Raw genomic sequence first — 23,509 nt, 5'->3', positions numbered from 1 at the left:
CATCATGGGAGAAGTACTGTCTCAACAAGAAATTGATGCCTTACTATCTGCTTTAAGCAGTGGGGATGTCGAAGCGGACTCCTTTCTCGCGCAAGAGGAAGAGAAGAAAGTTCGACAATACGACTTCAAGCGAGCCGTTCGATTTTCAAAAGACCAAATTCGCAGCTTAACTCGGATTCACGAACATTTCACGCGTATGCTCACGACATTTTTCTCGGCTCAACTTCGCACATATGTTCAGTTTTCGGTCAACTCGGTCGAACAATTACCGTACGATGAATTCATTCATTCCATTCCGAGCATGACGATGATCAACTTGATTGAGGCGCCACCGTTAAACGGACGATTCATCATCGAAGTCAATCCGAACATCTCATACGCGATGCTAGACCGGTTACTCGGAGGTCCTGGTGTCGAGATGGATAAAATCGAATCGTTCACCGAAATTGAGATGCGGATTTTGATGCAATTGTACAAACGAGCCTTTTCGACTTATGGGGATGCTTGGGAATCGATTGCTGAGATTAAAGCAGAAATGTCAGCTGTTGAAGTGAATCCGCAGTTCCTGCAACTCGTTTCACCAAACGAAACGGTCGTCTTGATTTCGATTGGTGTGACGATTGGTGAAGTGAGCGGAACCATCAACGTTTGTCTTCCATTCGTGACAATCGAACCGGTATTGTCCAAACTATCGAGTCATTATTGGATGCAAGAAGCGAATCGACGGAATGCGAGTCAATCGAGTAAAGAGCCACTTAAAGCTCAATTGATGAACTCGACAGTCGAAGTTGTATCTTTACTCGGTGGGACGACAATCACGTTTGGTGATTTGTTGCATCTAGAAGTCGGAGATTGTTTGGCACTCGATCAATTAGCAAAAGAACCTCTGTCCGTCATGGTGGGGGAAAATAAAGTATTCAAAGGGCAAGTCGGTGTGAGCGGGAAGCGAATGGCGGTTCAAGTGCTTCACCGTGTGAAGGAGGAAGAGCAATGAGTGAGATGCTGTCACAAGATGAAATTGATGCGTTATTACGTGGGACAAGCGACAATACGCCGACGCCAGAAGTCGAAGCAAAAGAAGAACATTTAGATTCGATTGAGAGCGACGCACTCGGAGAAATTGGGAATATTTCATTCGGGAACTCGGCAACAGCCTTGTCAACATTATTACAACAGAAGGTTGAAATTACGACACCGGTTGTCAGTGAAGTGAGAATTGAAGCGTTACGCGAACGCTATCCCACTCCTCACGTGGCACTTCGAGTTGGCTATACAGAAGGAATACAAGGGGAAAACGTTCTCGTATTGACTCGCGAAGATGCGGCAATCATCTCCGACCTCATGTTAGGTGGAAGTGGAGAGAATGTTGATCCGGAGAGCCTTGATGAGATTCGTTTATCAGCTGTTCAAGAAGCGATGAATCAAATGATGGGTGCGGCAGCAACGTCTTTATCGACGGTATTTTCGAAGAAAATTGACATCTCGCCACCGCTTGTCGAAGTGTTTGATGCAACAAAAAATCAGACAATCATCGATCGCCTTGAACTATGGGAGACGATGGTACTCATTGAGTTCAATCTCAAAGTAGGCACGTTGATTGATTCAACGATTGTCCAGATTGCACCAATTCAGTTTGGAAAGCAGTTAGTCGACGAGTTGATGAAAGCGACTGGAGAAGTCCAAGCGGCATCAGAACCGGTAAAAGAGCAGCCGAAAGCGGAAGCACCGAAACCACATCCGCAAACACAACAACCAGCACAGTCCGTTGCCCCACAACCAAACAAGCAAAAATCTATGCCGGAAGTAGCTGTGAGCCAGGCGGAATTCATGCCACTCCAATCACCGGTGTCACAAGAAACGGCCCCAGCAAATCTTGGGTTGCTGTATGATGTCCCGTTAAACGTGACAGTAGAGTTAGGAAGAACGAAAAAATCCGTTCGGGAAGTACTTGAGTTATCACAAGGCTCCATCATTGAACTCGACAAATTAGCAGGTGAGCCGGTAGACATTTATGTCAACCAACAGCGAATCGCTAGAGGAGAAGTCGTCGTCATTGAAGAAAACTTTGGGGTACGTGTAACAGAAATTATTCAACCGCATGAGCGGATCGGAATCGTTTAAGGAGGAATTTAGAATGAGTGCAAAAGTATTAGTAGTAGATGACGCAGCGTTCATGCGTATGATGATTAAAGACATTTTGACAAAGAACGGGTATGACGTAGTAGGTGAGGCGGAAAATGGAGCGGACGCTGTCGCGAAATATCGTGAACTCACACCGGATCTCGTCACACTTGACATCACGATGCCTGAGATGGATGGACTCGCAGCATTGAAAGAAATTCGTAGTTTCGACTCGAATGCGAAAATCATCATGTGTTCAGCGATGGGACAACAAGCGATGGTCATCGATGCCATTCAAGCTGGTGCAAAAGACTTTATCGTCAAGCCTTTCAATGCAGAGCGTGTCATCGAAGCAGTTTCTAAAACGGTCGCACAATGAAGAAATGGTGGTTGATTATTCTTCTCGTGGTTGGGCTCTTCGGTCCAACCACGGTTGAGGCCGCCACCGTAGACCAACAATTCGAGCAACAACAGACAGATGAACAGGAAAGTAACGTTCCAACGACAGCGTCAACCATTGGCAATGGCGTGAAAGTCGTGTTAAGTCTCGTGGTCGTGGTCGGCGGATTTATCGTTTTGATGCGTTGGCTCGGTTCCAAAACACAAGGCGTGAAAACGACTCAACATATGAAACATCTCGGAGGCGTCCCTCTTGGGAAAGACCGCTCTGTTCAGCTCGTGAAGCTCGGTGACCAGGTATATGTACTCGGTGTCGGCGATTCGATTCAACTGATCGATCGACTTGATGCGGACACGATGGAGGAAGAGCAAACGGATACCTTGTCACTCCGAACGTCAAATTCGAATGCATTTTTAGACACCTTTAAGAAACAACTCGCTCAGCTAGAAGAAGTGAGGAAGAAATCATGACAACGTTTGAGCAATTGATCAATTTAGAAACACCGGACAGTACATCGACATCCATCAAGCTATTGATTTTGTTGACATTGCTGACGCTCGCACCATCCTTTTTAATCTTGATGACTTGCTTTACCCGTGTCGTGGTCGTCTTGTCATTCATTCGACCGGCGCTCGGTACACAGCAAACGCCACCGAACCAATTGATTGTCGGATTGGCACTGTTCATCACACTGTTCGTCATGTCTCCAGTTCTCTCTGACTTAAATGAGAACGCATTAAAACCATACCTCGATGACAAGATCTCACAAAATGAGGCGTTCGATGAGGCAAGTGGGACGATGAAAGAGTTCATGTCGAAATATACAAGACAAGAAGATTTACAACTGTTCTTAAAGTATGGGAATTATGAGCAGCCGGAGACACTAGATGATGTACCTCTCCTCGCTTTGGTTCCTGCTTATGCGATCAGTGAGTTGAAGACCGCTTTCCAAATCGGCTTCATGATTTTCTTACCGTTTTTAATCATTGATATGGTAGTCGCGAGTGTCCTCATGTCGATGGGGATGATGATGCTTCCTCCAGTCATGATTGCACTGCCGTTTAAATTATTATTGTTTGTATTGGTCGATGGCTGGCACTTGATTGTGGAATCATTGCTTAGAAGTATGTAGGGGGAACGGACATGACACAAGAAATGGTCATCTATTTGGCGACAGAGAGTGTGTGGACCTTATTAAAAATATCAATGCCACTTCTACTCATCTCACTGATCGTCGGTCTCGTGATCTCGATTTTACAGGCCACGACTCAAATTCAAGAACAAACGTTATCGTTCGTTCCGAAAATTATCTCGGTCTTCATCGGTCTCGTCATTTTTGGACCGTGGATGCTTCAACAGATTGAAGGGTTCACGCGTTTGATTTTTGAGTTGATGGTCGAGGTTGCTTCGAAATGAATGCAGTCGACTTCATCAGTATGTATGGATTAACGTTCGCGCGACTGTCTGGCTTTTTTGTCAGTGTCCCGTTGTTCTCGACGAGACAATTACCGGTCATGCACCGCGTCGCGTTCAGTGCGTTTTTAGCATACTATGCAATGTTCACATTGACCGAGCCAATTCAAATGACCAATGCGTTTGTCCTGCAAGTCGTTTATGAAGTCATGATCGGACTTTTACTCGGACTGTTGATCAACATCCTATTTTTTGCACCGCAAATTGCCGGTGGGGTCATCGATTTACAGCTCGGATTAGCGATGGCATCCGCATATGATCCGATGTTTGGCGGTCAATCACCATTGATTGGACGATTTTATTATATTTTTACGCTATTCATTTTGTTGACGAGCAACCTGCATCTTCTGTTGATTGATGGCATTTATTATAGCTTTCAAATCTATCCGCCTGGCCAACCGATGATCAACTTTACTGAAGCTTCATTGATGATGGCTGTAAAAGTCGTCACGATGACAATGATGGTCGCGTTGCAATTAGCGTTGCCGATGATGGCTTCCTTACTGCTTGTGGACTTAGCTCTCGGTTTTTTAGCGAAGTCAGCACCGCAATTCAATATCTTTGCCATCGGATTTTCATTTAAACTTATCGCTGGTTTTGCCGTCATGGTTTTATTGATGGGACTGACATTGACAGGAATCAGCCAGTTCATCCCGCTATTACAAGAAGTGATGCACGACTTTATGCTCATATTAGGAGACGCCTCATGAAGAAGCCTCTATATCCTTTATCGGTCAATCTACAGTTTTTTGCAGGTGAAAAGACAGAAAAAGCGACGCCACGTAAACGGGAAGACTCCCGAAAGAAGGGGCAGGTCGCCAAGTCAGCCGATTTGACTGGAGCGTTCGCACTTTTTGCGATGTTTCTCATGTTATCTTTTTTCGGTCCCGTGATTGGGCAGCAATTGCTTTCTTTAATCAGCGATTTACTCGGCCCAGAGTATTTATTGTTTAACGTGACGGGCGGCATGTCGGATATGGTCGTCGACCTAATGCTCCGTGTCGGTTTGATTTTGGCTCCGTTCTTTATCGTCGCCGTCGTGTTTGGGATTCTCATCAATTACCTACAAATCGGAACGTTATTTTCTTTAGAAGCCATTCAACCAAAGCTTGAGCGGATCGACCCGATCAAGGGGGTCAAACGCATCGTCAGTATGAAAGCGGTCGTCGAATTTTTAAAGTCCTTATTCAAATTGTTAATCATCTTGACAACCGCTGTCGCTGTCCTTTGGAAAAATCAGAAAGAACTCTCTCGGATGGCCGTCGAACAAGTTCGTGAATCGATTGTCGCACTCGCGAGTATCACAATCGAACTTGGTCTTTGGGTAAGTGTCGCCTTGCTCGCACTTGCACTACTCGATTTATTCTACCAACGATTTGATTTCGAGAAATCGATCCGAATGTCTAAGCAAGATATAAAAGATGAGTACAAAAATACGGAAGGTGACCCACTCATCAAATCTAAAATCAAACAGCAACAACGGGAAATGGCGATGCGACGGATGATGCAAGAGATACCGAATGCCGATGTCGTCATCACGAACCCGACCCATTACGCGGTCGTCATTCGATATGATGACACGAAAGATTTTGCGCCGCTCGTGGTCGCCAAAGGGGTCGACCGGGTCGCCTTTCATATTCGAGATGTCGCAAAAGAACATGACGTGGCCATTGTTGAAAATAAACCACTCGCGCGAGCGCTCTATGCGCAAATCGACATCGGTGAAGTGGTAGACGAATCGTTTTATCAAGCCATTGCGGAAGTACTGGCATTCGTCTATCAAATGAAGCAACCGTCTTGAGGAGGAGTATGTGTTGGCAGTAAAAGCGAAAGACTTTGCAATTTTGATTGGTGTGTTGATGATTGTTATCATGCTGATCATCCCGCTACCGGGGTTTTTATTAGACTTTTTAATCATCGTAAATATTTTGATCGCCATCATGATTCTACTTGTGGCGATGAATGCCCGGGAAGCACTTGACTTCTCCGTATTCCCTTCCCTCTTATTGATTGTGACGTTGTTTCGTCTTGGTTTGAACGTATCGACGACCCGTTCGATTCTATCTAAAGGTTATGGTGGGGAAGTCATCGAGACGTTCGGTGATTTCGTCATCGGTGGAAATGTCCTTGTCGGATTTGTCGTCTTTCTGATTCTTGTCATCATTCAATTCGTCGTTATCACGAAAGGAGCAGAGCGTGTATCGGAAGTATCTGCTCGCTTCACACTCGATGCGATGCCGGGGAAACAGATGGCCATTGATGCCGATTTGAACTCTGGTTTAATTGACGACAAAGAAGCCCAGATGCGTCGCCGTAAAATTCAAAGCGAGGCGGACTTCTATGGATCAATGGACGGGGCATCGAAGTTCGTTAAAGGAGATGCCATCGCTGGTATTATCATCGTTACGATCAACTTGATCTTCGGGATTATCATCGGTGTCGTTCAAATGGGATTACCAGTTGGAGAAGCGTTCCAAACGTTCTCACTCATGACAATCGGGGATGGCTTGGTCAGTCAAATCCCAGCACTTTTGATTTCGACCGCGACCGGGATCATCGTGACCCGTGCCGTCTCGGATGGAAACTTAGGGGAAGACGTAATCGACCAGCTCGGTCAAAACCCATCACTCCTTTATATCGCCGGGTCGATTGTCTTCATGCTTGGTTTTGTATCACCGCCCCTACTTCCTGTGACGATGATCATTGCCGGAACGGCATTCTTCGGCGCCTACACGATGCGTCGAAATATCCGTCAGGCAACGGAAGAGCCGATGCTCGAAGAGGAACCATCGACAGCGCCGACAGAATCAGTCGTCTCGCTGTTGCAGATTGACTCGATTGAATTTGAATTCGGGTATGGCTTGATTCCGCTTGCAGATGAGTCTCAAGGCGGTGACTTGTTAGACCGCGTTGTCATGATTCGTCGTCAACTCGCACTCGAGCTTGGCTTCATCTTACCGACGGTCCGGATTCGCGATCACTTGCAGTTATCACCGAACGCATACCGAATCAAAATCAAAGGGAACGTCGTTGCAGAGGGAGAGCTATTGCTGGATCATTACTTGGCGATGAGCCCGGGCATCGAAGACCCTGAGGTATATGGAATTGAAACAACGGAACCAGCATTCGGTCTTCCTGCCCTTTGGATTGATGAAGAAACACGAACTCGGGCAGAAATGAGCGGGTATACCGTCGTTGATCCTCCTTCTGTTGTCGCGACTCACTTGACCGAGACGTTGAAGAAACATGCGGCAGATTTACTCGGTCGGGAAGAGACGAAACAACTCGTCGAGCACCTGAAAGAGACGCATCCGGTTCTCGTAGAGGACGTGACGCCGTCAGTCCTTTCGATTGGCGAAATTCAGAAAGTGTTGCGCCACTTACTCCAAGAAAGTGTTTCCATTCGAAACTTGCCGCTTCTGTTTGAGACGATGGCAGACTACGGAAAAGTGACGAAAGATGCGGAAATCTTAGGAGAGTATTGCCGTCAAGGTTTGTCCCGTCAATTGACCGATCAAGTCAAACCACCTGAAGGTCCCCTTTACGTCGTGACACTCGGCGGACAGACGGAACAGACGGTGCAAGATGCGGTTCAGAAAACGGAGTTCGGGAACTATTTGGCGCTCGACCCAGAGCAAGCTCGAGAGATTATCGAGCGCACTGGCGAACAACTGTCGATGTTTGAACGATATGGGGCATCGGCTGTGATTTTATGTTCCCCAACGATTCGTCTGTTCGTTCGTCAATTACTCGAACGGTATTATCCAGATGTGCCGGTATTGGCTTATAACGAATTACTCAGTTCCGTCGAAGTGAAAAGTATTGGGGTGATTTAACATGCAGATTAAAAAGTTTACGGCGAAGACCATGGCTGATGCGATGGCGAAAGTGAAACAAGAGCTCGGAGACGAAGCGGTCATCCTCAACTCACGGCAAGTGAAGACAGGATGGTTCGGTCTCTTTGCGTCAAAGCAAGTGGAGGTCATCGCAGCCCTCGAAAAAGAGCAAGTCGTCACAAAGCCACGACAGCCTGTCCCTGTTCGGACAGCACCAACACCACCTGTCGTGACGCAGACGCCACCACGTGTGATCGGAGGAGCGGGACCGAGACTACACGCCTCGTTGCAACATATCGAATCGCTGCTCTCGACTGAATCCTTTGCGGATGAGTCGTGGGAGGAAACGCTGAACGAACTATACTACACGACAAAATCTGTAGAGGAAGCTGAACGTTTCGTTTACGAACAAGTCAAATCGTCGTTCATTGAACCGCCTGAAGCTAAACGATATGTTATGGTCGTTGGACCGACGGGGGTCGGCAAGACGACCACGCTCGCCAAGCTTGCGGCGCACTTTAAACTGACGGAAGGCAAAACGGTCGGATTGATCACGACCGACACGTACCGAATCGCTGCCATCGAACAGTTGAAGACGTATGCTGAAATCATGAGTATTCCGGTGGAAGTGGCATATGACTTTCATGACTTCAAGCGTGCCAAGCAATTGTTTGCTCGTAAAGACATCGTGCTAATCGACACGGCGGGACGAAATTTCCGCGATCCGGCTTACGTCGAACAGTTTCATGAACATCACGACTTCACTGAAACAAGCCTTTCGCTCGTTTTGAGTTTGACATCCAAAATGAAGGACATGGATATGATCTATTCGCAATTCGAGTCATTGCCTCTTAGCTCACTCATTTTTACGAAGGCGGACGAGACAAGTGATATCCACGCAATGTACCGCATGGTGAAAAAGAGCGGTCTTCCGGTCGCCTGGATGACAGACGGCCAAGAAGTGCCGGACGATCTGATTCGGGGGAATGCGGACGCACTGACGAAACGACTGTTTGAGAAAGAAGGGTGGGCAAGATGGACCAAGCAAGGCGTTTAAGAGCAATCAATGATGCCCATCCGACGACAATCGCCTTTGCGAGTGGGAAAGGTGGGGTCGGAAAGACGAACGTCTGTGTAAACACGGCCATCGCCCTAGCTGAACTCGGAAAACGAGTGTTGATTGTCGACTTTGACATCGGAATGGCCAATGTGCACATCTTGATGAATGCCATGAAGTCCAGAACGATGATCGAGACCGTCAAAGCTCGTATTCCATTGGCTGCAGCTGTTCAGAAAAATGTATATGGTGTCGATATATTACATGGAGGGAGTGGGCAGGACCAACTCGTCCATCTCTCAGATGATGACATGCAATTTCTCATGCGAGAACTCGAAGTATTGACCGAATATGATTATGTCCTGTTCGATATGGGGGCTGGAGCGACGGACACTTCACTCCAATTCATCGCGGGTTGCGATGAGATGTTCTTGATTTTGACTCCAGAACCTACCTCGCTAATGGACGGTTATGCATATACGAAACTGGTGCACCATCAGTACCCGGACTTACCGCTTGGCGTCATCGTCAACCGCGCCCAGTCCGGTGAGGAAGCCCTTCAATGTTTCGAACGGATGGAAGTCGCATGTAAACAGTTTTTAAATAAGACGATTCGATTCCTCGGCTTTCTACCAGACGACTCATCTGTCAGAAAGGCAGTCATCGCCCAAGTCCCGTTTTATCAATACAACCGAAAGAGTGATATTAGCTGGCGCCTCGAACGAATTTTGACAACGCTTACGGGTACGCCTCCGAAACCACGTCACTTGATGGACCGTTTGATGGGGAACTTACGAAAACAGTGGAACCGAGTATAACGACAGGGAGGCAAATGAGATGGACGTGAATGAATACTTAGGGTTGTTTTTAGATGAATCCCAAGAACATATCCAATCGATCAACACACAGTTACTTAAATTAGAACAATCGGGTGGGGCGGATGTTGTACAGGAGATCTTCCGGTCGGCACACACGCTAAAAGGGATGTCTTCGACGATGGGGTACGAACGCGTTGCCAACTTGACACATGAGATGGAGAGCGCGCTCGACCTCGTCCGTGGCGGCAAAAAGGAAAGTAACCAACTCTTGTTGGATACGATGTTCATCGCCATGGAACAAATGGAAGACATGATTGCGGACATCGAAAGCGGAGGACAAGGCGCGAACGTGGATGTATCAGAAACGGTCGCCGCATTCCAATCCTTCATCGGTGGGAAAGAAGTCGCAGTCGAAAAAACTTCAGAGACGAGCACGTTTGAGATTGATTTATATACGAACTCGGTCATCGAGCAAGCCAAACAGACAGGCTTTGAGGCGTATCAAATCACAGTCAAACTGTCTGACGCGGTCGTCTTGAAAGCGGCCCGTGCGTATATGGTATTCGATCGCCTTCAAGAACTAGGTGAGGTCGTCAGCACACATCCGGAGACAGAAGAAATCGAACAAGAGCAATTTGACTTGTCGTTCGACGTCTTATTCTTGTCACAAGAGACGGCAGAAGTGATTGAACATGCCATCGCTCAAGTCTCGGAAGTGGAGCGCGTCGAAGTCAATACGTTTACAGAAACAGCGGTCAGTGAGCCAGAAGTCGCTGTGACAGCGGAGACGATTGCACCTGAACCTGTCGTTCAAGCTACCTCGGACAAGGAAGAAGCGAAAGATACGAAAGATACGAAAGAGCAAGTAGCCGCTCAAGCACAAGCAAAAACGATTCGCGTCAACTTAGAACGAATTGATCGTCTGATGAACTTATTTGAAGAGTTCATTATCGACCGTGGACGACTTGAGCGCCTGGCGGACGAAGTCGGTCAACCAGAATTGAATGAAACGGTCGAAAAAATCAAGCGGGGAACGAACGAGTTACAATCACTCGTCTTGACCCTCCGGATGATGCCAATCGAACAAGTGTTCAATCGCTTCCCACGAATGGTGCGTTCGGTCGCAAAAGAGATTCATAAAAAAGTCCAGTTGGACATTTCAGGTGCTGAAACAGAACTCGATCGCACGGTCATCGATGAAATTGGCGATCCGCTCGTCCACTTGATCCGTAACGCCATCGATCACGGCATCGAACGTCCGGAAGTACGTCTTCAAGCCGGAAAACCGGAGCAGGGCATGCTTGCACTCCGTGCATATCACGGCGGAAACCGAGTCTTCATTGAAATCGAGGACGACGGTGCCGGCATCAACGTCGACAAGGTTCGCTCGAAAGCGTTGGAGCGCGGCGTGATCACAGATGAAGAAGCGACGACGATGTCTGAGAACGAATTGGCGATGCTGATCTTTGCTCCGGGCTTCTCGACGGCAGACGTGGTCACTGACTTGTCAGGACGCGGTGTCGGACTGGATGTCGTCAAAAATAAAATCGAGTCACTCGGTGGGGTCGTTTCTCTAGAGACGGTTGGGGGACAAGGCACGAAGTTCCAGGTCAGCTTACCGCTCACTCTCTCTATCATCTCGGCGATGCTCGTTCAAGTGGGAGAGGAATCGTATGCGATTCCATTGACATCGATCCTTGAGACGACATTACTTGATGAAGCGGACATTTTGACAGCACACCGTGAGCGAGTCTTCGACTTCCGTGGTCAACTGGTCCCACTCGTCTACATGAAAGAAATGTTTGGCATCGAATCAGAAACGAAGTCGCAATTCCCGGTCGTCGTCGTTCGAAAAGGCAACAAACTCGTCGGCGTCGTCGTCAACGATTTGATCGGTCAACAAGAAATTGTCATGAAACCGCTCGGTACGTATCTTGAAGGGATTCCAGCTATCTCTGGTGCGACCATTCTTGGTGACGGTCGCGTCGCCCTTATCGTAGATAGTAACGATCTCTTTTAAGGAGGAATATTGATGGAACAGAAATGGGTAGTCTTTTCACTTGAAGAAAATACGTATGGGATCGACGTACAGTCGGTCCGTTCAATCGAGCGACTTCAGCCGATCACACGAGTGCCGAACGCACCGTCACATGTGAAAGGGGTTATCAACCTTCGTGGTGTCGTCACGCCGGTCATCGACCTTCGCTTGCGACTCGGCTACGAAGAAATCGAACCAACGGATGAAACGCGCATCCTGATCGCCTCGTTGAATCAAGGAGATGCCGGATTTATCGTCGACCGTGCGAATGAGGTCGTGGAAAGCGACGAAGTACGAATCGAACCGATTCCGGAATCGAGCCGCGATATGCTCTCGGCACATCTGACAGCCATCGCAAAAGGAGAAGATAAACTCTTCTCCTTACTCGATGCGAATGCGTTGTTTGAGGAACAGTATGCTGAGTGAGTTTGAACAAGACCTGTTAAAGGAACTGGGGAATATAGGGTCTGGACATGCGGCGACTGCCTTGTCGGCAATGCTTTCGAAACCGGTGAACATTACCGTGTCTTCTGCCGAAATGGAACCGATCACTTATTTACCAGAGCGAGTCGGCGGTCCGGAACGACATGTTGCCTCGGTCTTGTTGGAATTAGATGGTGATATTCGTGGAATGATCCTCATTTTGTTCGCCGTGGAAGATGCCGAGCAAATGGTTTCGACCTTGATTGGGATGCCATATTCATTTGATTCTTTTGATGAGCTTGGTCAATCGGCTTGGGAAGAGGTCGGGAATATTATGAGCGGTGCTTATGCGCGAGCGCTAGGTGACTGGTTACAGACACCGATTATGATTCAAGTGCCGGCAACGGCCATCGATATGGCAGGTTCGATTGTTGAATTTGTCGTCACGTCTGTACAACCCGAGGAAGACGCGGCGCTCTATATCGACACGACATTTATGATTGATCAAAAAGTAAGTGCAGGACATGTGTTGTTCCTACCAACACATGGCTCGCTCAAACGGATTCAAGAACGGTTGCTTGGCAATGGCTGATGTATTAAAAATCGGCATTGCCGAATGGAAGCAGACGACCGCACCAAATCGGTTACGTACAGCCGGACTCGGGTCATGTGTGGGTGTCATTTTATATGACACCCGCCTCCAATTGGCAGCGATGGCACATGTCATGTTGCCGGACTCGACGATTGCTCGTAAGAACCAGACGATTGAAGTAGGAAAATACGCAGATACAGCCATTGATACACTCGTGCATTCATTGAAACGAGAAGGGGCCACGCGGCTTCAAGCAAAGATGGCAGGCGGCGCTCAGATGTTTCAGTTTAAATATGAGAACGAGGCGATGCGAATCGGTGAGCGAAACGCCGAGGCCATCCGCCAAGCATTAAAAGTCCATCGTATTCCGCTCGTGGCAGAAGATTGTGGCGGACATAACGGGCGGACAATCGAGTTTGATGTCGCAACATCTGTCTTATCGATTCGGACGGTGAGCGTTGGTACGAAAGAACTATAAGGGGGGATCGACATGACGACTCATCTTACACAGTTGTGGGATCGCTGGAATATGGACCGTGATATGGATACAGCAAACGAATTACTAGCACATTACGAGTTTCTCATCCACTACCACGTACAACGGATGATCGTGACGCTTCCAAAGAGCGTCGAACGCGACGAATTGAAAAGTTTGGGTTACATGGGATTGTACGATGCCCTTATGAAATATGATCCAGAGCACAATAATAAATTTGATACGTATGCTGCGTTTCGGATTCGTGGAGCCATTATCGACGGTTTACGAAAAGTGGATTGGTTACCTCGGTCGGTTCGAGAAAAAGTGAAAAAAATCGATCACGTGGCAGAACAGCTTGAACAGTCGTTACATCGTGCTCCAACGAAGAGCGAGTTAGCTTCGGCATGCGACTTACCGATTGCAGAAATCGAACGAACGATGGCGGAAGGGTACTTTGCCAATATGTTGTCGATTGATGAGGCCGTGACGTTGCAAGAAGAAGGAAAAGTCATGTCTGTCACGTATTTCGACCCGGATTCTGAAAAGCCAGAAGATACGTTGTTGCAACGCGAATTGATTGATGTGCTGGCAGCAGAAGTCGACCATTTATCCGAAAAAGAACGACTCGTCGTCTCTTTGTTTTACTTTGACGAACTGACGTTGACGGAGATTGGGGAAGTGCTCGAACTGTCAACATCACGGATTTCGCAAATTCATTCCAAAGCGTTGAAGACATTAAAACACGCGCTCGGTCGGTCCTATTTAGAAGAAAAGACATCGTAAGGAGATGAACAAGTGTATATTGTATATGTGATCACAGCTTGTTTGGTTGCTTACGGTTTTTTATTCGGCTACCGACAAGTCCAAGCGCTTCAGGAACGAGTCGAACGGCTCGAACGAGAGAAGCAAGAGACCGAAACGTTGCTTCTTTCATTCATGGAGTCGATGAACGACCTCGTTGTTCAAGAACCCGTTGAACGTTCGAACGTGGTTCAACAGGAAGAAGCTTCATCGCTCCCTGTCAATGAGTCCGTTCAAACGGTCGTAGAGGCGACAGAAGAGACGACCCCGTCCGCGTCAATCGACGTGGACGATGTCTTGTTGCGACATTCCGTGCGGGACGCTGCCCGTATCCTCGGAAAAGGCGAGGGCGAGCTTGCGCTTTATGCGAAACTTCGTAAAAAGTGAGAGTTGCCGGATTTCGTGACATATGCTATAGTAATTCTCGGTGTTAAACACATCACACACGTCTCGGGATGATATTCCTCGGTGCCGAAAGGTCGGAATACAACAATGAACGAGGCGGAGGACTTTTTTAAACCACAAGGAGGAAATTTATCATGGCAGTAATTTCAATGAAGCAATTGCTTGAAGCTGGTGTACACTTCGGTCACCAAACACGCCGTTGGAACCCAAAAATGGCGAAATACATCTTCACAGAGCGTAACGGGATCTACATCATCGACCTTCAAAAGACGGTCAAAAAAGTAGACGAAGCTTACAACTTTGTTCGTGAACTCGCGGCAGAAGGCGGAAACGTCCTCTTCGTTGGTACGAAGAAACAAGCTCAAGATACAATCAAAGAGGAAGCAATCCGTTCTGGAATGTTCTTCATTAACGAGCGTTGGTTGGGTGGAACACTCACTAACTTCTCAACAATCAAAAAGCGTATCAACCGCTTGAAGCAACTCGAAAAAATGGAAGAAGACGGCACGTTCGAAGTACTTCCTAAGAAAGAAGTCATCATCTTGAAGAAAGAAATGACTCGTCTTGAGAAGTTCCTCGGCGGAATCAAGGATATGCCTGGTGTGCCTGACGCCCTCTTCATCGTTGACCCACGTAAAGAGCGTATCGCAATCGCGGAAGCTCACAAATTGAACATCCCAATCGTTGCGATTGTCGACACAAACTGTGACCCAGACGAAATCGACTACGTAATCCCAGCGAACGATGATGCAATTCGTGCAGTTAAATTGCTCACTTCTAAGATGGCAGATGCAATCATCGAAGCGAAGCAAGGTGAAGAAGAAGTTGCTGAAGAAGCTGTAGCGACAGAAGCTGAAGCTACAGAAGCTGAGTAATCAGTGAGACAATAGGTGATAAAGGGAAAGCCTTTTATCACCTTTTTTTAGGACATGTAATCAAAAAGCCCTGTGCTTTTTCTTAAAATTCGTTAGTTTTACAAGGAGGAATTTCCGATGGCAGTTACAGCAGCAATGGTAAAAGAACTTCGTGAAAAAACAGGAGCAGGAATGCTTGATTGCAAAAAAGCACTCGTTGAAACAGACGGTGACATGCAAGCAGCAATCGACTTCCTTCGCGAAAAAGGAATCGCTAAAGCAGCAGCAAAAGGTGATCGTATCGCCGCTGAAGGTTTGACAGCAGTAGCAGTTGAAGGCAACAAAGCTGTGCTCGTCGAAATCAACTCAGAAACAGACTTCGTTGCGAAGAACGAGAAGTTCCAAACACTCGTAAACAACGTAGCAAAAGCAGTACTCGCATCAGGCGCAACAACTGCAGAAGCTGCACTCGCGGCTGAGTACGAAGCAGGTAAAACACTTGAAACGTACATTCAAGAAGAAGCTTCGACAATCGGAGAGAAAATCTCACTCCGTCGTGTAGCTGTTCTTGAAAAAGCTGACGATGCAGTATTCGGTACGTACCTCCACATGGGTGGTCGCATCGGGTCAGTCGTTATAATCGACGGCACATCTGACGAAACAGTTGCTAAAGACGTTGCAATGCACGTTGCTGCAGCACGTCCACTTTACGCGACACGCGATGAAGTATCAGCTGAAGAAATCGACCGCGAGAAGAAAGTCTTGACTGAGCAAGCACTTAACGAAGGCAAGCCTGCTAACATCGTTGAGAAGATGATTGCTGGTCGTATGAACAAGTACTTCGAGGAAATCTGCCTCGTTGACCAAACGTTCGTAAAAGACAGCGACTTCAAAGTTGGTAAGTACGTAGAATCAAAAGGCGGAAAAATCAACTCGTTCGTACGCTTCGAAGTAGGAGAAGGTATGGAGAAACGTGAAGAGAACTTTGCTGAAGAAGTTATGAACCAACTTAAAAAATAATCTGTGTCACAATCAGTGATGCAACTAAAAATGGGAACACGTCTGTATAACCTTGAGTTAGTTCGTTAAGGGAGCGTGTTCCCTTTTTTCAAGCAAGAGGAGGCAAAGTTATGGAACCGAAATATAAACGAATTGTGTTAAAATTGAGTGGAGAAGCGCTCGCTGGAGATCAAGGTTACGGGATCGACCCTAACATTGTAAACTCAATCTCAAGTCAAATTAAAGAATTGATCGAGATGGGTGTAGAAGTCGCCGTTGTTGTAGGTGCCGGAAACATTTGGCGTGGAAAGACGGGTAGTGAACTCGGGATGGATCGGGCAAACGCAGATTACATGGGTATGCTCGCAACTGTATTGAACTCACTTGCTCTTCAAGATAGCCTTGAAACGTACGGTGTCCAAACGCGCGTCCAAACATCAATTGAAATGCGACAAGTTGCTGAACCATACATTCGTCGTCGCGCAATGCGTCATCTTGAAAAAGGACGCGTCGTTATCTTTGCGGCCGGCACAGGAAACCCATATTTCTCAACGGACACGACAGCTGCCCTCCGTGCGGCTGAAATCGAAGCTGATGTCATCTTGATGGGTAAAAACAATGTGGACGGCGTCTATTCAGCTGATCCGAAATTGGACGCGACGGCAGTGAAGTACGATACGTTGTCTTATCTTGACGTCTTAAAGGATGGACTTCAAGTCATGGACTCGACAGCAACGTCACTTTGTATGGACAACCACATTCCATTGATTGTATTCTCATTGCTTGAAGAAGGTAACATTAAACGTGTCGTTCTCGGGGAACATATCGGGACGGTAGTAGGAGGAGTCAATTCATGAGTGTCAAAGAAGTATTGAAAACAGCTGAAGAAAAAATGGAAAAAGCGCATTCTTCACTTAAACGTGATTTTGGAACGCTTCGCACTGGCCGTGCCAGCGCATCGATTTTGGATCCTGTCCAAGTTGATTACTATGGTGTCCCAACACCACTCAATCAAGTGGCAAACATCAATACACCAGAAGCGCGCCTACTTTTGATTCAACCATGGGATAAGTCAATGGTTTCTGAAGTAGAGAAAGCGATTCAAAAGGCAGACCTCGGCTTGTCTCCATCATCTGACGGTACGGTCATTCGTTTGGCGATTCCTGCATTGACGGAAGAACGTCGTAAAGAATTAGTTAAAGTCACGAAAAAATACGCAGAAGAAGCGAAAGTCGCTGTCCGTAACGTTCGTCGTGACGCAAATGAAAACTTGAAGAAACTCGAGAAAGATGGCGAGTTAACAGAAGACGATCTCCGCGGATATGCAGATGACGTTCAAACGTTGACGGATTCGTATATCAAGAAGATTGATGAATCTGCAGCAATTAAAGAAAAAGAAATCATGGAAGTGTAATCACGGAAGTGGTATACCAAAAAGCTGTGTGGGGACCCTTTTTCTGAGAGGGTCCTTCTTTCATACAATCAGGAGGATAACAGAATGTTTAAATGGGTGAATCCTAAAACGAAAATCGAGGCGGAGTTAAGTGTTCCTGAGCACGTAGCCATCATTATGGATGGAAATGGACGCTGGGCCAAAAAACGTGGTCTCCCTCGCATCATGGGTCACCGGGAAGGGATGAAGTCCATCCGGGAAGCGGTACGAACAGCACAAGAACTCGGGATTCGGTCTCTGACGCTTTATGCGTTCTCTACAGAGAATTGGACTCGTCCGGAAGAGGAAGTCTCATTCTTGATGAAACTGCCGAAACAGTTTTTGGAGACCGATTTGAAAGAACTCCACGAACAGAATGTACGAGTGCTCGTTGCGGGAGATACGTCGAAACTCCCACGAGAGACACGAGAAGCCGTTAACGAGGCGAGAGAACGGACCGTTGCGAACACAGGGTTGAATCTTGTCTTCGCACTCAACTACGGGGGACGGGATGAGCTCGTTCAAGCGATGCGCAGCATTGCAGGAGACGTTCAGTCCGGTTTGGTTCAGGCAGACGATATCGATGACCGTATGATTGGTGAACGACTCATGACACACGTTCAAGACGTGGATCTCGTTATTCGGACGAGCGGGGAACAACGACTCTCTAACTTTTTATTATGGCAAAGCGCATATGCTGAACTTCATTTCACAGAAGTATTGTGGCCGGAATTTAAGCGTGAGCATTTTGTAGAAGCGATTGAATCATACAACGCGCGCACGCGACGTTTTGGTGGGGTGTAACATGAAGACACGTATTATTACAGGACTATGGGCAGGAGCCATCTTCATCACGGTAATTGCGCTTGGAGGAAATGCATTTGTTTCATTGATGGGGATTTTAGCACTCATTGGATTGAGTGAATTCACGTTGATGCGACAGCATAAGCTGTTGGCGTTTCCGTTCTTGGTGACAGCGCTCCTCGTGGCGTTCCCATTCCTCTTATTATTGATTGAGAATCAGGTTGTCACGGATGAACTTCCGTTCTCGATTGAACAATGGCTCGTCTTAGGGCTCGTGTTGTTGCTGTTTTGGACAGTGGTCACGAAAAATCGGTTTACGTATGAAGACGCTAGTTTTTACTTCGTCTCAGCGGTCTATTTGGTCGTCGGTTTCTCTAGTTTTGCGTTAGTCCGGCTCTCTGAGGACGGTCTATCGAAAGTGTTGCTAATCTTGTTTATGATTTGGGCGACGGACTCGGGAGCATATTTTACCGGAAAGGCATTCGGGAAGGCCAAATTATGGCCATCGATTAGTCCGAACAAGACGATTGAAGGGGCGATTGGGGGCATTGTGTCTGCGATTGTACTCGGTATCATCTTCGTCTGGATTGATCCGATTTTGCCAATAATTGAGGTCGTCATTTTAGCGATTGTCGTGGCGGTAGTCGGACAGCTCGGAGATTTGGTGCAGTCTGCTTATAAGCGCCAGTATGGAGTCAAAGATTCGGGTCACCTGTTACCAGGACATGGTGGCATTTTAGACCGGTTTGATAGTATGATTGCGGTCTTTACCGTCATTTGGGTGTTTAATCTGCTTTAAAAAGGAGTGTCGAAATGAAGCGAATTAGCTTAATTGGTGGGACTGGTTCGATTGGCGTTCAAACTTGTGACGTCATCGAACAGCACCCCGACCTGTTTGAACTTGAGGCGTATGCGTTCGGAACGAACGTCGATGTCGCCACGGAATGGATCAATCGACTTAGACCAAAATATGTGTCGGCAACGAGTATCGAAGTACTCGAGCAGTTGAAGCCACGTCTTACATATGAACCTCTCTATTTTATTGGACCGGAGGGGCTGAAGGAGTGTGCGACGGCAGAACGGGCTGACATCGTCGTGACGGCAGTCGTTGGAGCAGTTGGACTCGAACCGACGCTTGCGGCGATTCAAGCAGGGAAAGATATTGCACTCGCCAACAAGGAAACACTCGTTACCGCAGGACATCTTGTCAAAGCGGCCGTGAAAGAACATGGGGTCAACCTATTGCCTGTCGACAGTGAACACTCCGCGATTTATCAATGTTTGAACGGGGAACGAAGAGAAGATGTATCAAAGATTATTCTAACGGCTTCAGGCGGTAGTTTCCGTGATCGTTCACGTGATGAGCTGGCTGATGTGACTGTTGAAGACGCACTGAATCATCCGAACTGGTCAATGGGAGCAAAAATCACAATCGATTCGGCGACGATGTTCAACAAAGGCTTAGAAGTCATCGAGGCACACTGGCTGTTCGATATCGATTATAATGATATTGAAGTCATCTTGCATCGAGAATCGATTATTCATTCGATGGTCGAATTTAAAGATGCTGCCGTGATGGCCCAGCTTGGAAACCCGGATATGCGCGGTCCGATCCTTTATGCGCTATCGGGACCGAAGCGGCTTGAAATCGAGGGGAATAAGCGGTTAAACTTGAAGGAAATCGGAAAGCTGCATTTTGAAGAGGCTGATTTCAATCGTTACCCGGCACTCCGGTTAGCGTTCGAAGCAGGAAGAGCCGGTGGTTCCATGCCAACCGTCTTGAATGCAGCCAATGAAGTGGCAGTGGACCTATTCTTGAACGGTCAGATCACGTTTTTAGAGATTGAACGACTCGTCGAAGAAGCAATGGCTCGACATGAGGTCATTGCCGAGCCGACGCTCGCGCAAATTCTAGAAGTTGACCAAGCAGTACGTCAACAGATTCAGCAAGGAATTGAAGGTGGGGAATAAATCATGACGACTTTTATCGCCATCGTTTTGATGTTTGGCGTTCTCATTTCGGTACACGAATGGGGACACCTCGTCATGGCGAAACGGGCAGGCATTCTCTGTCACGAGTTTGCAATCGGATTCGGTCCAAAAATTGTTTCATTCCGTAAAAATGAAACGCTCTATACCATTCGTCTTTTACCAATCGGTGGCTACGTCAAAATGGCCGGAGAAGATTTTGAACCGATTGAAGTCCGAGCGGGTCAGCATGTCGGACTTCGTCTCACTGAACAGGGGACAGTCGATCGTGTCTACTTCCAACCGGACACGGCTACAGATGTCCATGTCGTCGGAACCGTCGATAAGTTCGATTCGACACATGAGTTGAAAGTTCAACTTCTCATCGATGAGGAAGTGCGGGTCTTTTCATTAGAGCGAGACACACTCCTTGTCGACCAAGGGATGGAAATTCAAATTGCACCGTATGATCGAACGTTTGGGGCCCAGTCGGTTTGGAAGCGTGTCTTGGCCATCGCAGCCGGCCCGGCGATGAACTTTGTCTTGGCGTTCATCTTGCTCATCATTGTTGGGCTCGTTCAAGGAACCCCAACGAACGATGGTCAAATTGGTACGGTTCAACCGGATTCAGCCGCTGATGAGGCTGGTTTGATGAGTGGGGATGAAATCGTCTCGATTGAAGGCGAGCCGATTACCGATTGGCTCGACTTGCGATCTGCTTTAGAAGACCGCGCGGACACCCCTACGGAAGTCACGTATGTCCGTGATGGAGAGGAAGCAACTGTCACCCTTACACCACAAGCAGTCGAACAAAACGGAGAGACGGTCGGGATTCTTGGTGTCACGAACGCGCTCGAACGATCACCGGTCAAAGCCGTGACGACGGGGGCGGAAACGACATGGACGATGTCGACGCTGATCTTCTCTGCGGTCGGTGATTTGGTGACAGGACAAGTCGGTGTCGATCAACTAGCAGGTCCGGTCGGGATTGTACGGATGACAGATGAAGTAGCGGCGAGCGGTTTGATCATGCTGTTGAATTGGACAGCGCTTCTCTCCGTCAACCTTGCCATCTTCAACTTGCTCCCATTGCCAGCGTTAGACGGAGGACGTTTGATTTTCCTCTTGTTCGAAGCGGTACGCGGACGTCCAATCGATCCGAAAAAGGAAGGATTCGTCCACTTTATCGGATTCGCACTCTTGATGATTTTAATGTTGATTGTCACTTGGAACGACATTCAATCATTCTTTAAATAAGCTGTTTGTAGAGAAGGGAAACGTTGAACTGTATGAAACAATCTAGATTGCTCATGCCTACATTGAGAGAAGTGCCGGCTGACGCGGAAGCGGTCAGCCATCAACTCCTCGTCCGTGGAGGATTCATCCGTCAAAATGCGGCAGGAATTTATTCTTATCTTCCACTCGGACATAAAGTGTTACACAACATCCAAACGATCATCCGTGAAGAGATGAATCGTGCCGGAGCTCAAGAGCTATTGATGCCTGCCATCCAACCGGCAGAACTTTGGGAAGAGACAGGACGATGGGGTATTTACGGTCCTGAGTTGATGCGCTTGACGGACCGTCATGACCGTCGCTTCGCACTCGGTGCGACACATGAAGAATTGATCACATCAATCGTCCGAGACGAGCTCAACTCGTATAAAAAACTTCCGATGAACTTGTACCAGATTCAAACGAAGTATCGTGATGAGCGTCGTCCACGTTTCGGATTGCTGCGCGGACGCGAATTCTTGATGAAAGACGCCTACTCATTTCACGCGACACAAGAAGACTTAGATGAAGAATATACAAACATGTATAATGCGTACTCACGCATCTTCGACCGCACAGGACTGAAGTATCGTCCGGTCGTCGCGGACTCTGGGGCAATCGGCGGGAAAGACACGCATGAATTCCAAGCGCTTGCGGATATCGGGGAAGACACGATTGTCTACACCGACACGTCGAACTATGCGGCGAACATCGAGATGGCCGAAACGCTCGACCGTTATGAGATGCAGCAAGCTGACGTTCGTCCACTCGAAAAAGTGAACACGGAAGAGAATCGTACGATTGAAGATGTGGCGGCATTCTTGAACGTGGATCCGAAGACGACAATCAAATCTGTCTTGTTCAACGTGGATGGCGAAACCGTCATGGCAATCGTTCGTGGCGACCACGAAGCGAATGAAGTCAAAGTGAAGAACGCACTCGGTGGACTCGACATTCAACTTGAAGAAGAAGCGAAAATCGTTGAGTTGTTTAACTGTGCGCCAGGTACACTCGGACCGATTAACGCTCCGGTCAAAGTCGTTGCCGACTATGCAGTCAAGTACTTAGTGGATGCAGTCTGTGGTGCCAACGAGGCGAACACACACTACACGGGTGTAAACGCTGCGCGCGACCTTGCCGAAATGACATACCACGATTTACGTTTCGTTGTCGAAGGCGATTTGGCACCGGATGAGTCCGGTCCGGTTCGTTTTGCTCGTGGGATTGAAGTGGGACAAGTATTTAAACTCGGAACACGATATTCAGAAGCGATGGGTGCGACATTCCTCAACGAAGAGGGTCGTGCCGAACCACTCATCATGGGTTGCTACGGCATTGGGGTGTCCCGCACACTTTCAGCCATCGTCGAACAACATCACGACGACCGTGGAATCATTTGGCCACGTAACGTAGCGCCGTTCGATCTCCATTTGATTGCAATCAACGCAAAAAATGAGACGCAAGTCGAGTTGGCGAACCGTCTTTATGAAGAGCTCGGTCAAACATACGATATCTTGTTCGACGACCGGAAAGAACGTGCGGGCGTCAAGTTTGCCGATGCAGATTTGATCGGACTCCCGATTCGCGTGAACGTCGGGAAAAAAGCTGGCGAAGGCATCGTTGAAGTGAAAGTACGTGCAACAGGTGAAGTGATTGAAACATCAATCGATGAATTGAAAGAAGTCATCGCTTCAAAATTTAGCGAAGTTCATTAATGGATGAAGGTGACAGCGGA

At 47.7% G+C, this 23,509-nt stretch carries 26 protein-coding genes; all 26 read left to right on the top strand.

Annotated features, from left to right (window positions below; all coding sequences use genetic code 11):
- Nucleotides 1-4 precede the first annotated feature (4 nt).
- The 26 genes from fliM to KNO69_RS07865 all read left to right on the top strand — a co-directional run bounded on the left by fliM (nt 5) and on the right by KNO69_RS07865 (nt 23,489).
- Nucleotides 5-994: a flagellar motor switch protein FliM gene (gene fliM / locus KNO69_RS07990; RefSeq protein ID WP_214817277.1), complete on the top strand. Its 990-nt coding sequence runs from the start codon at nt 5-7 to the stop codon at nt 992-994.
- Nucleotides 991-2,121 carry a flagellar motor switch phosphatase FliY gene (gene fliY, locus KNO69_RS07985; RefSeq protein WP_214817274.1) on the top strand — a complete coding sequence of 377 codons (1,131 nt, stop codon included), beginning with the start codon at nt 991-993 and terminating at the stop codon, nt 2,119-2,121. The genes fliM and fliY overlap by 4 nt, the downstream gene beginning before the upstream one ends.
- Before the next feature lie 13 nt (nt 2,122-2,134).
- A complete protein-coding gene (locus KNO69_RS07980) occupies nt 2,135-2,500 on the top strand; it encodes a response regulator (RefSeq protein WP_015881400.1) in 366 nt (121 codons plus the stop codon).
- Nucleotides 2,497-2,991, top strand: coding sequence for a flagellar biosynthetic protein FliO (locus KNO69_RS07975; protein WP_214817271.1), 495 nt, complete (start codon nt 2,497-2,499; stop codon nt 2,989-2,991). Before KNO69_RS07980 ends, KNO69_RS07975 begins: the two co-directional genes overlap by 4 nt.
- Nucleotides 2,988-3,653, top strand: a complete 666-nt coding sequence (gene fliP / locus KNO69_RS07970; protein ID WP_074037237.1) for a flagellar type III secretion system pore protein FliP — start codon at nt 2,988-2,990, stop codon at nt 3,651-3,653. The genes KNO69_RS07975 and fliP overlap by 4 nt, the downstream gene beginning before the upstream one ends.
- A gap of 11 nt (nt 3,654-3,664) precedes the next feature.
- Nucleotides 3,665-3,937, top strand: coding sequence for a flagellar biosynthesis protein FliQ (gene fliQ, locus KNO69_RS07965; RefSeq protein WP_015881403.1), 273 nt, complete (start codon nt 3,665-3,667; stop codon nt 3,935-3,937).
- Nucleotides 3,934-4,704: a flagellar biosynthetic protein FliR gene (gene fliR, locus KNO69_RS07960; protein ID WP_074037236.1), complete on the top strand. Its 771-nt coding sequence runs from the start codon at nt 3,934-3,936 to the stop codon at nt 4,702-4,704. The genes fliQ and fliR overlap by 4 nt, the downstream gene beginning before the upstream one ends.
- Nucleotides 4,701-5,795, top strand: a complete 1,095-nt coding sequence (gene flhB / locus KNO69_RS07955) for a flagellar biosynthesis protein FlhB (protein WP_214817268.1) — start codon at nt 4,701-4,703, stop codon at nt 5,793-5,795. Before fliR ends, flhB begins: the two co-directional genes overlap by 4 nt.
- A 13-nt stretch (nt 5,796-5,808) precedes the next feature.
- Nucleotides 5,809-7,830 (top strand): flagellar biosynthesis protein FlhA, encoded by a 2,022-nt coding sequence (gene flhA / locus KNO69_RS07950; protein ID WP_078146712.1) that lies wholly within the window; start codon nt 5,809-5,811, stop codon nt 7,828-7,830.
- Nucleotide 7,831: 1 nt separating this feature from the next.
- On the top strand, nt 7,832-8,887 hold the full coding sequence (locus KNO69_RS07945; RefSeq protein ID WP_214817265.1) for a flagellar biosynthesis protein FlhF: 1,056 nt from the start codon (nt 7,832-7,834) through the stop codon (nt 8,885-8,887).
- Nucleotides 8,866-9,705 (top strand): MinD/ParA family protein, encoded by an 840-nt coding sequence (locus KNO69_RS07940; RefSeq protein WP_015881408.1) that lies wholly within the window; start codon nt 8,866-8,868, stop codon nt 9,703-9,705. The genes KNO69_RS07945 and KNO69_RS07940 overlap by 22 nt, the downstream gene beginning before the upstream one ends.
- A gap of 19 nt (nt 9,706-9,724) precedes the next feature.
- Nucleotides 9,725-11,725: a chemotaxis protein CheA gene (locus tag KNO69_RS07935; protein WP_214817262.1), complete on the top strand. Its 2,001-nt coding sequence runs from the start codon at nt 9,725-9,727 to the stop codon at nt 11,723-11,725.
- Nucleotides 11,726-11,737: 12 nt separating this feature from the next.
- Nucleotides 11,738-12,169, top strand: a complete 432-nt coding sequence (locus KNO69_RS07930) for a chemotaxis protein CheW (protein ID WP_015881410.1) — start codon at nt 11,738-11,740, stop codon at nt 12,167-12,169.
- Nucleotides 12,159-12,758 (top strand): chemotaxis protein CheC, encoded by a 600-nt coding sequence (locus KNO69_RS07925; RefSeq protein WP_015881411.1) that lies wholly within the window; start codon nt 12,159-12,161, stop codon nt 12,756-12,758. Before KNO69_RS07930 ends, KNO69_RS07925 begins: the two co-directional genes overlap by 11 nt.
- Nucleotides 12,751-13,236 carry a chemotaxis protein CheD gene (locus tag KNO69_RS07920; RefSeq protein WP_031421691.1) on the top strand — a complete coding sequence of 162 codons (486 nt, stop codon included), beginning with the start codon at nt 12,751-12,753 and terminating at the stop codon, nt 13,234-13,236. Before KNO69_RS07925 ends, KNO69_RS07920 begins: the two co-directional genes overlap by 8 nt.
- A gap of 12 nt (nt 13,237-13,248) precedes the next feature.
- Entirely contained in the window at nt 13,249-14,019 is a 771-nt protein-coding gene (locus KNO69_RS07915; RefSeq protein WP_078146715.1) for a FliA/WhiG family RNA polymerase sigma factor, read from the top strand.
- 12 nt (nt 14,020-14,031) lie between these two features.
- Entirely contained in the window at nt 14,032-14,424 is a 393-nt protein-coding gene (locus KNO69_RS07910) for a hypothetical protein (RefSeq protein ID WP_074037229.1), read from the top strand.
- A 152-nt stretch (nt 14,425-14,576) separates the two neighbouring features.
- A complete protein-coding gene (gene rpsB, locus KNO69_RS07905; protein WP_015881415.1) occupies nt 14,577-15,317 on the top strand; it encodes a 30S ribosomal protein S2 in 741 nt (246 codons plus the stop codon).
- Nucleotides 15,318-15,434: 117 nt separating this feature from the next.
- Entirely contained in the window at nt 15,435-16,316 is an 882-nt protein-coding gene (tsf, locus tag KNO69_RS07900) for a translation elongation factor Ts (RefSeq protein ID WP_214817259.1), read from the top strand.
- Nucleotides 16,317-16,426: 110 nt separating this feature from the next.
- Complete coding sequence (gene pyrH / locus KNO69_RS07895; RefSeq protein ID WP_015881417.1) at nt 16,427-17,152, top strand: UMP kinase; 726 nt, start codon at nt 16,427-16,429, stop codon at nt 17,150-17,152.
- Nucleotides 17,149-17,709, top strand: coding sequence for a ribosome recycling factor (gene frr / locus KNO69_RS07890; RefSeq protein WP_031421698.1), 561 nt, complete (start codon nt 17,149-17,151; stop codon nt 17,707-17,709). The genes pyrH and frr overlap by 4 nt, the downstream gene beginning before the upstream one ends.
- Before the next feature lie 84 nt (nt 17,710-17,793).
- Entirely contained in the window at nt 17,794-18,531 is a 738-nt protein-coding gene (locus tag KNO69_RS07885) for an undecaprenyl pyrophosphate synthase (protein WP_159562100.1), read from the top strand.
- Nucleotide 18,532: 1 nt separating this feature from the next.
- On the top strand, nt 18,533-19,330 hold the full coding sequence (locus KNO69_RS07880) for a phosphatidate cytidylyltransferase (RefSeq protein ID WP_159562101.1): 798 nt from the start codon (nt 18,533-18,535) through the stop codon (nt 19,328-19,330).
- Between the two features lie 14 nt (nt 19,331-19,344).
- Nucleotides 19,345-20,502 (top strand): 1-deoxy-D-xylulose-5-phosphate reductoisomerase, encoded by a 1,158-nt coding sequence (gene dxr / locus KNO69_RS07875; RefSeq protein WP_196430551.1) that lies wholly within the window; start codon nt 19,345-19,347, stop codon nt 20,500-20,502.
- 3 nt (nt 20,503-20,505) lie between these two features.
- On the top strand, nt 20,506-21,756 hold the full coding sequence (gene rseP / locus KNO69_RS07870) for an RIP metalloprotease RseP (protein WP_214817257.1): 1,251 nt from the start codon (nt 20,506-20,508) through the stop codon (nt 21,754-21,756).
- Nucleotides 21,757-21,788: 32 nt separating this feature from the next.
- Nucleotides 21,789-23,489: a proline--tRNA ligase gene (locus KNO69_RS07865; RefSeq protein ID WP_214817874.1), complete on the top strand. Its 1,701-nt coding sequence runs from the start codon at nt 21,789-21,791 to the stop codon at nt 23,487-23,489.
- The last annotated feature ends 20 nt before the right edge of the window (nt 23,490-23,509 follow it).

It is taken from the genome of Exiguobacterium sp. s131, assembly GCF_018617345.1.
In the GTDB taxonomy this organism is placed as follows: Bacteria; Bacillota; Bacilli; order Exiguobacteriales; family Exiguobacteriaceae; genus Exiguobacterium; species Exiguobacterium profundum.
The sequence above is the reverse complement of the archived record's forward strand: the minus strand, read 5'-3'. Positions and strand labels throughout refer to the sequence as shown.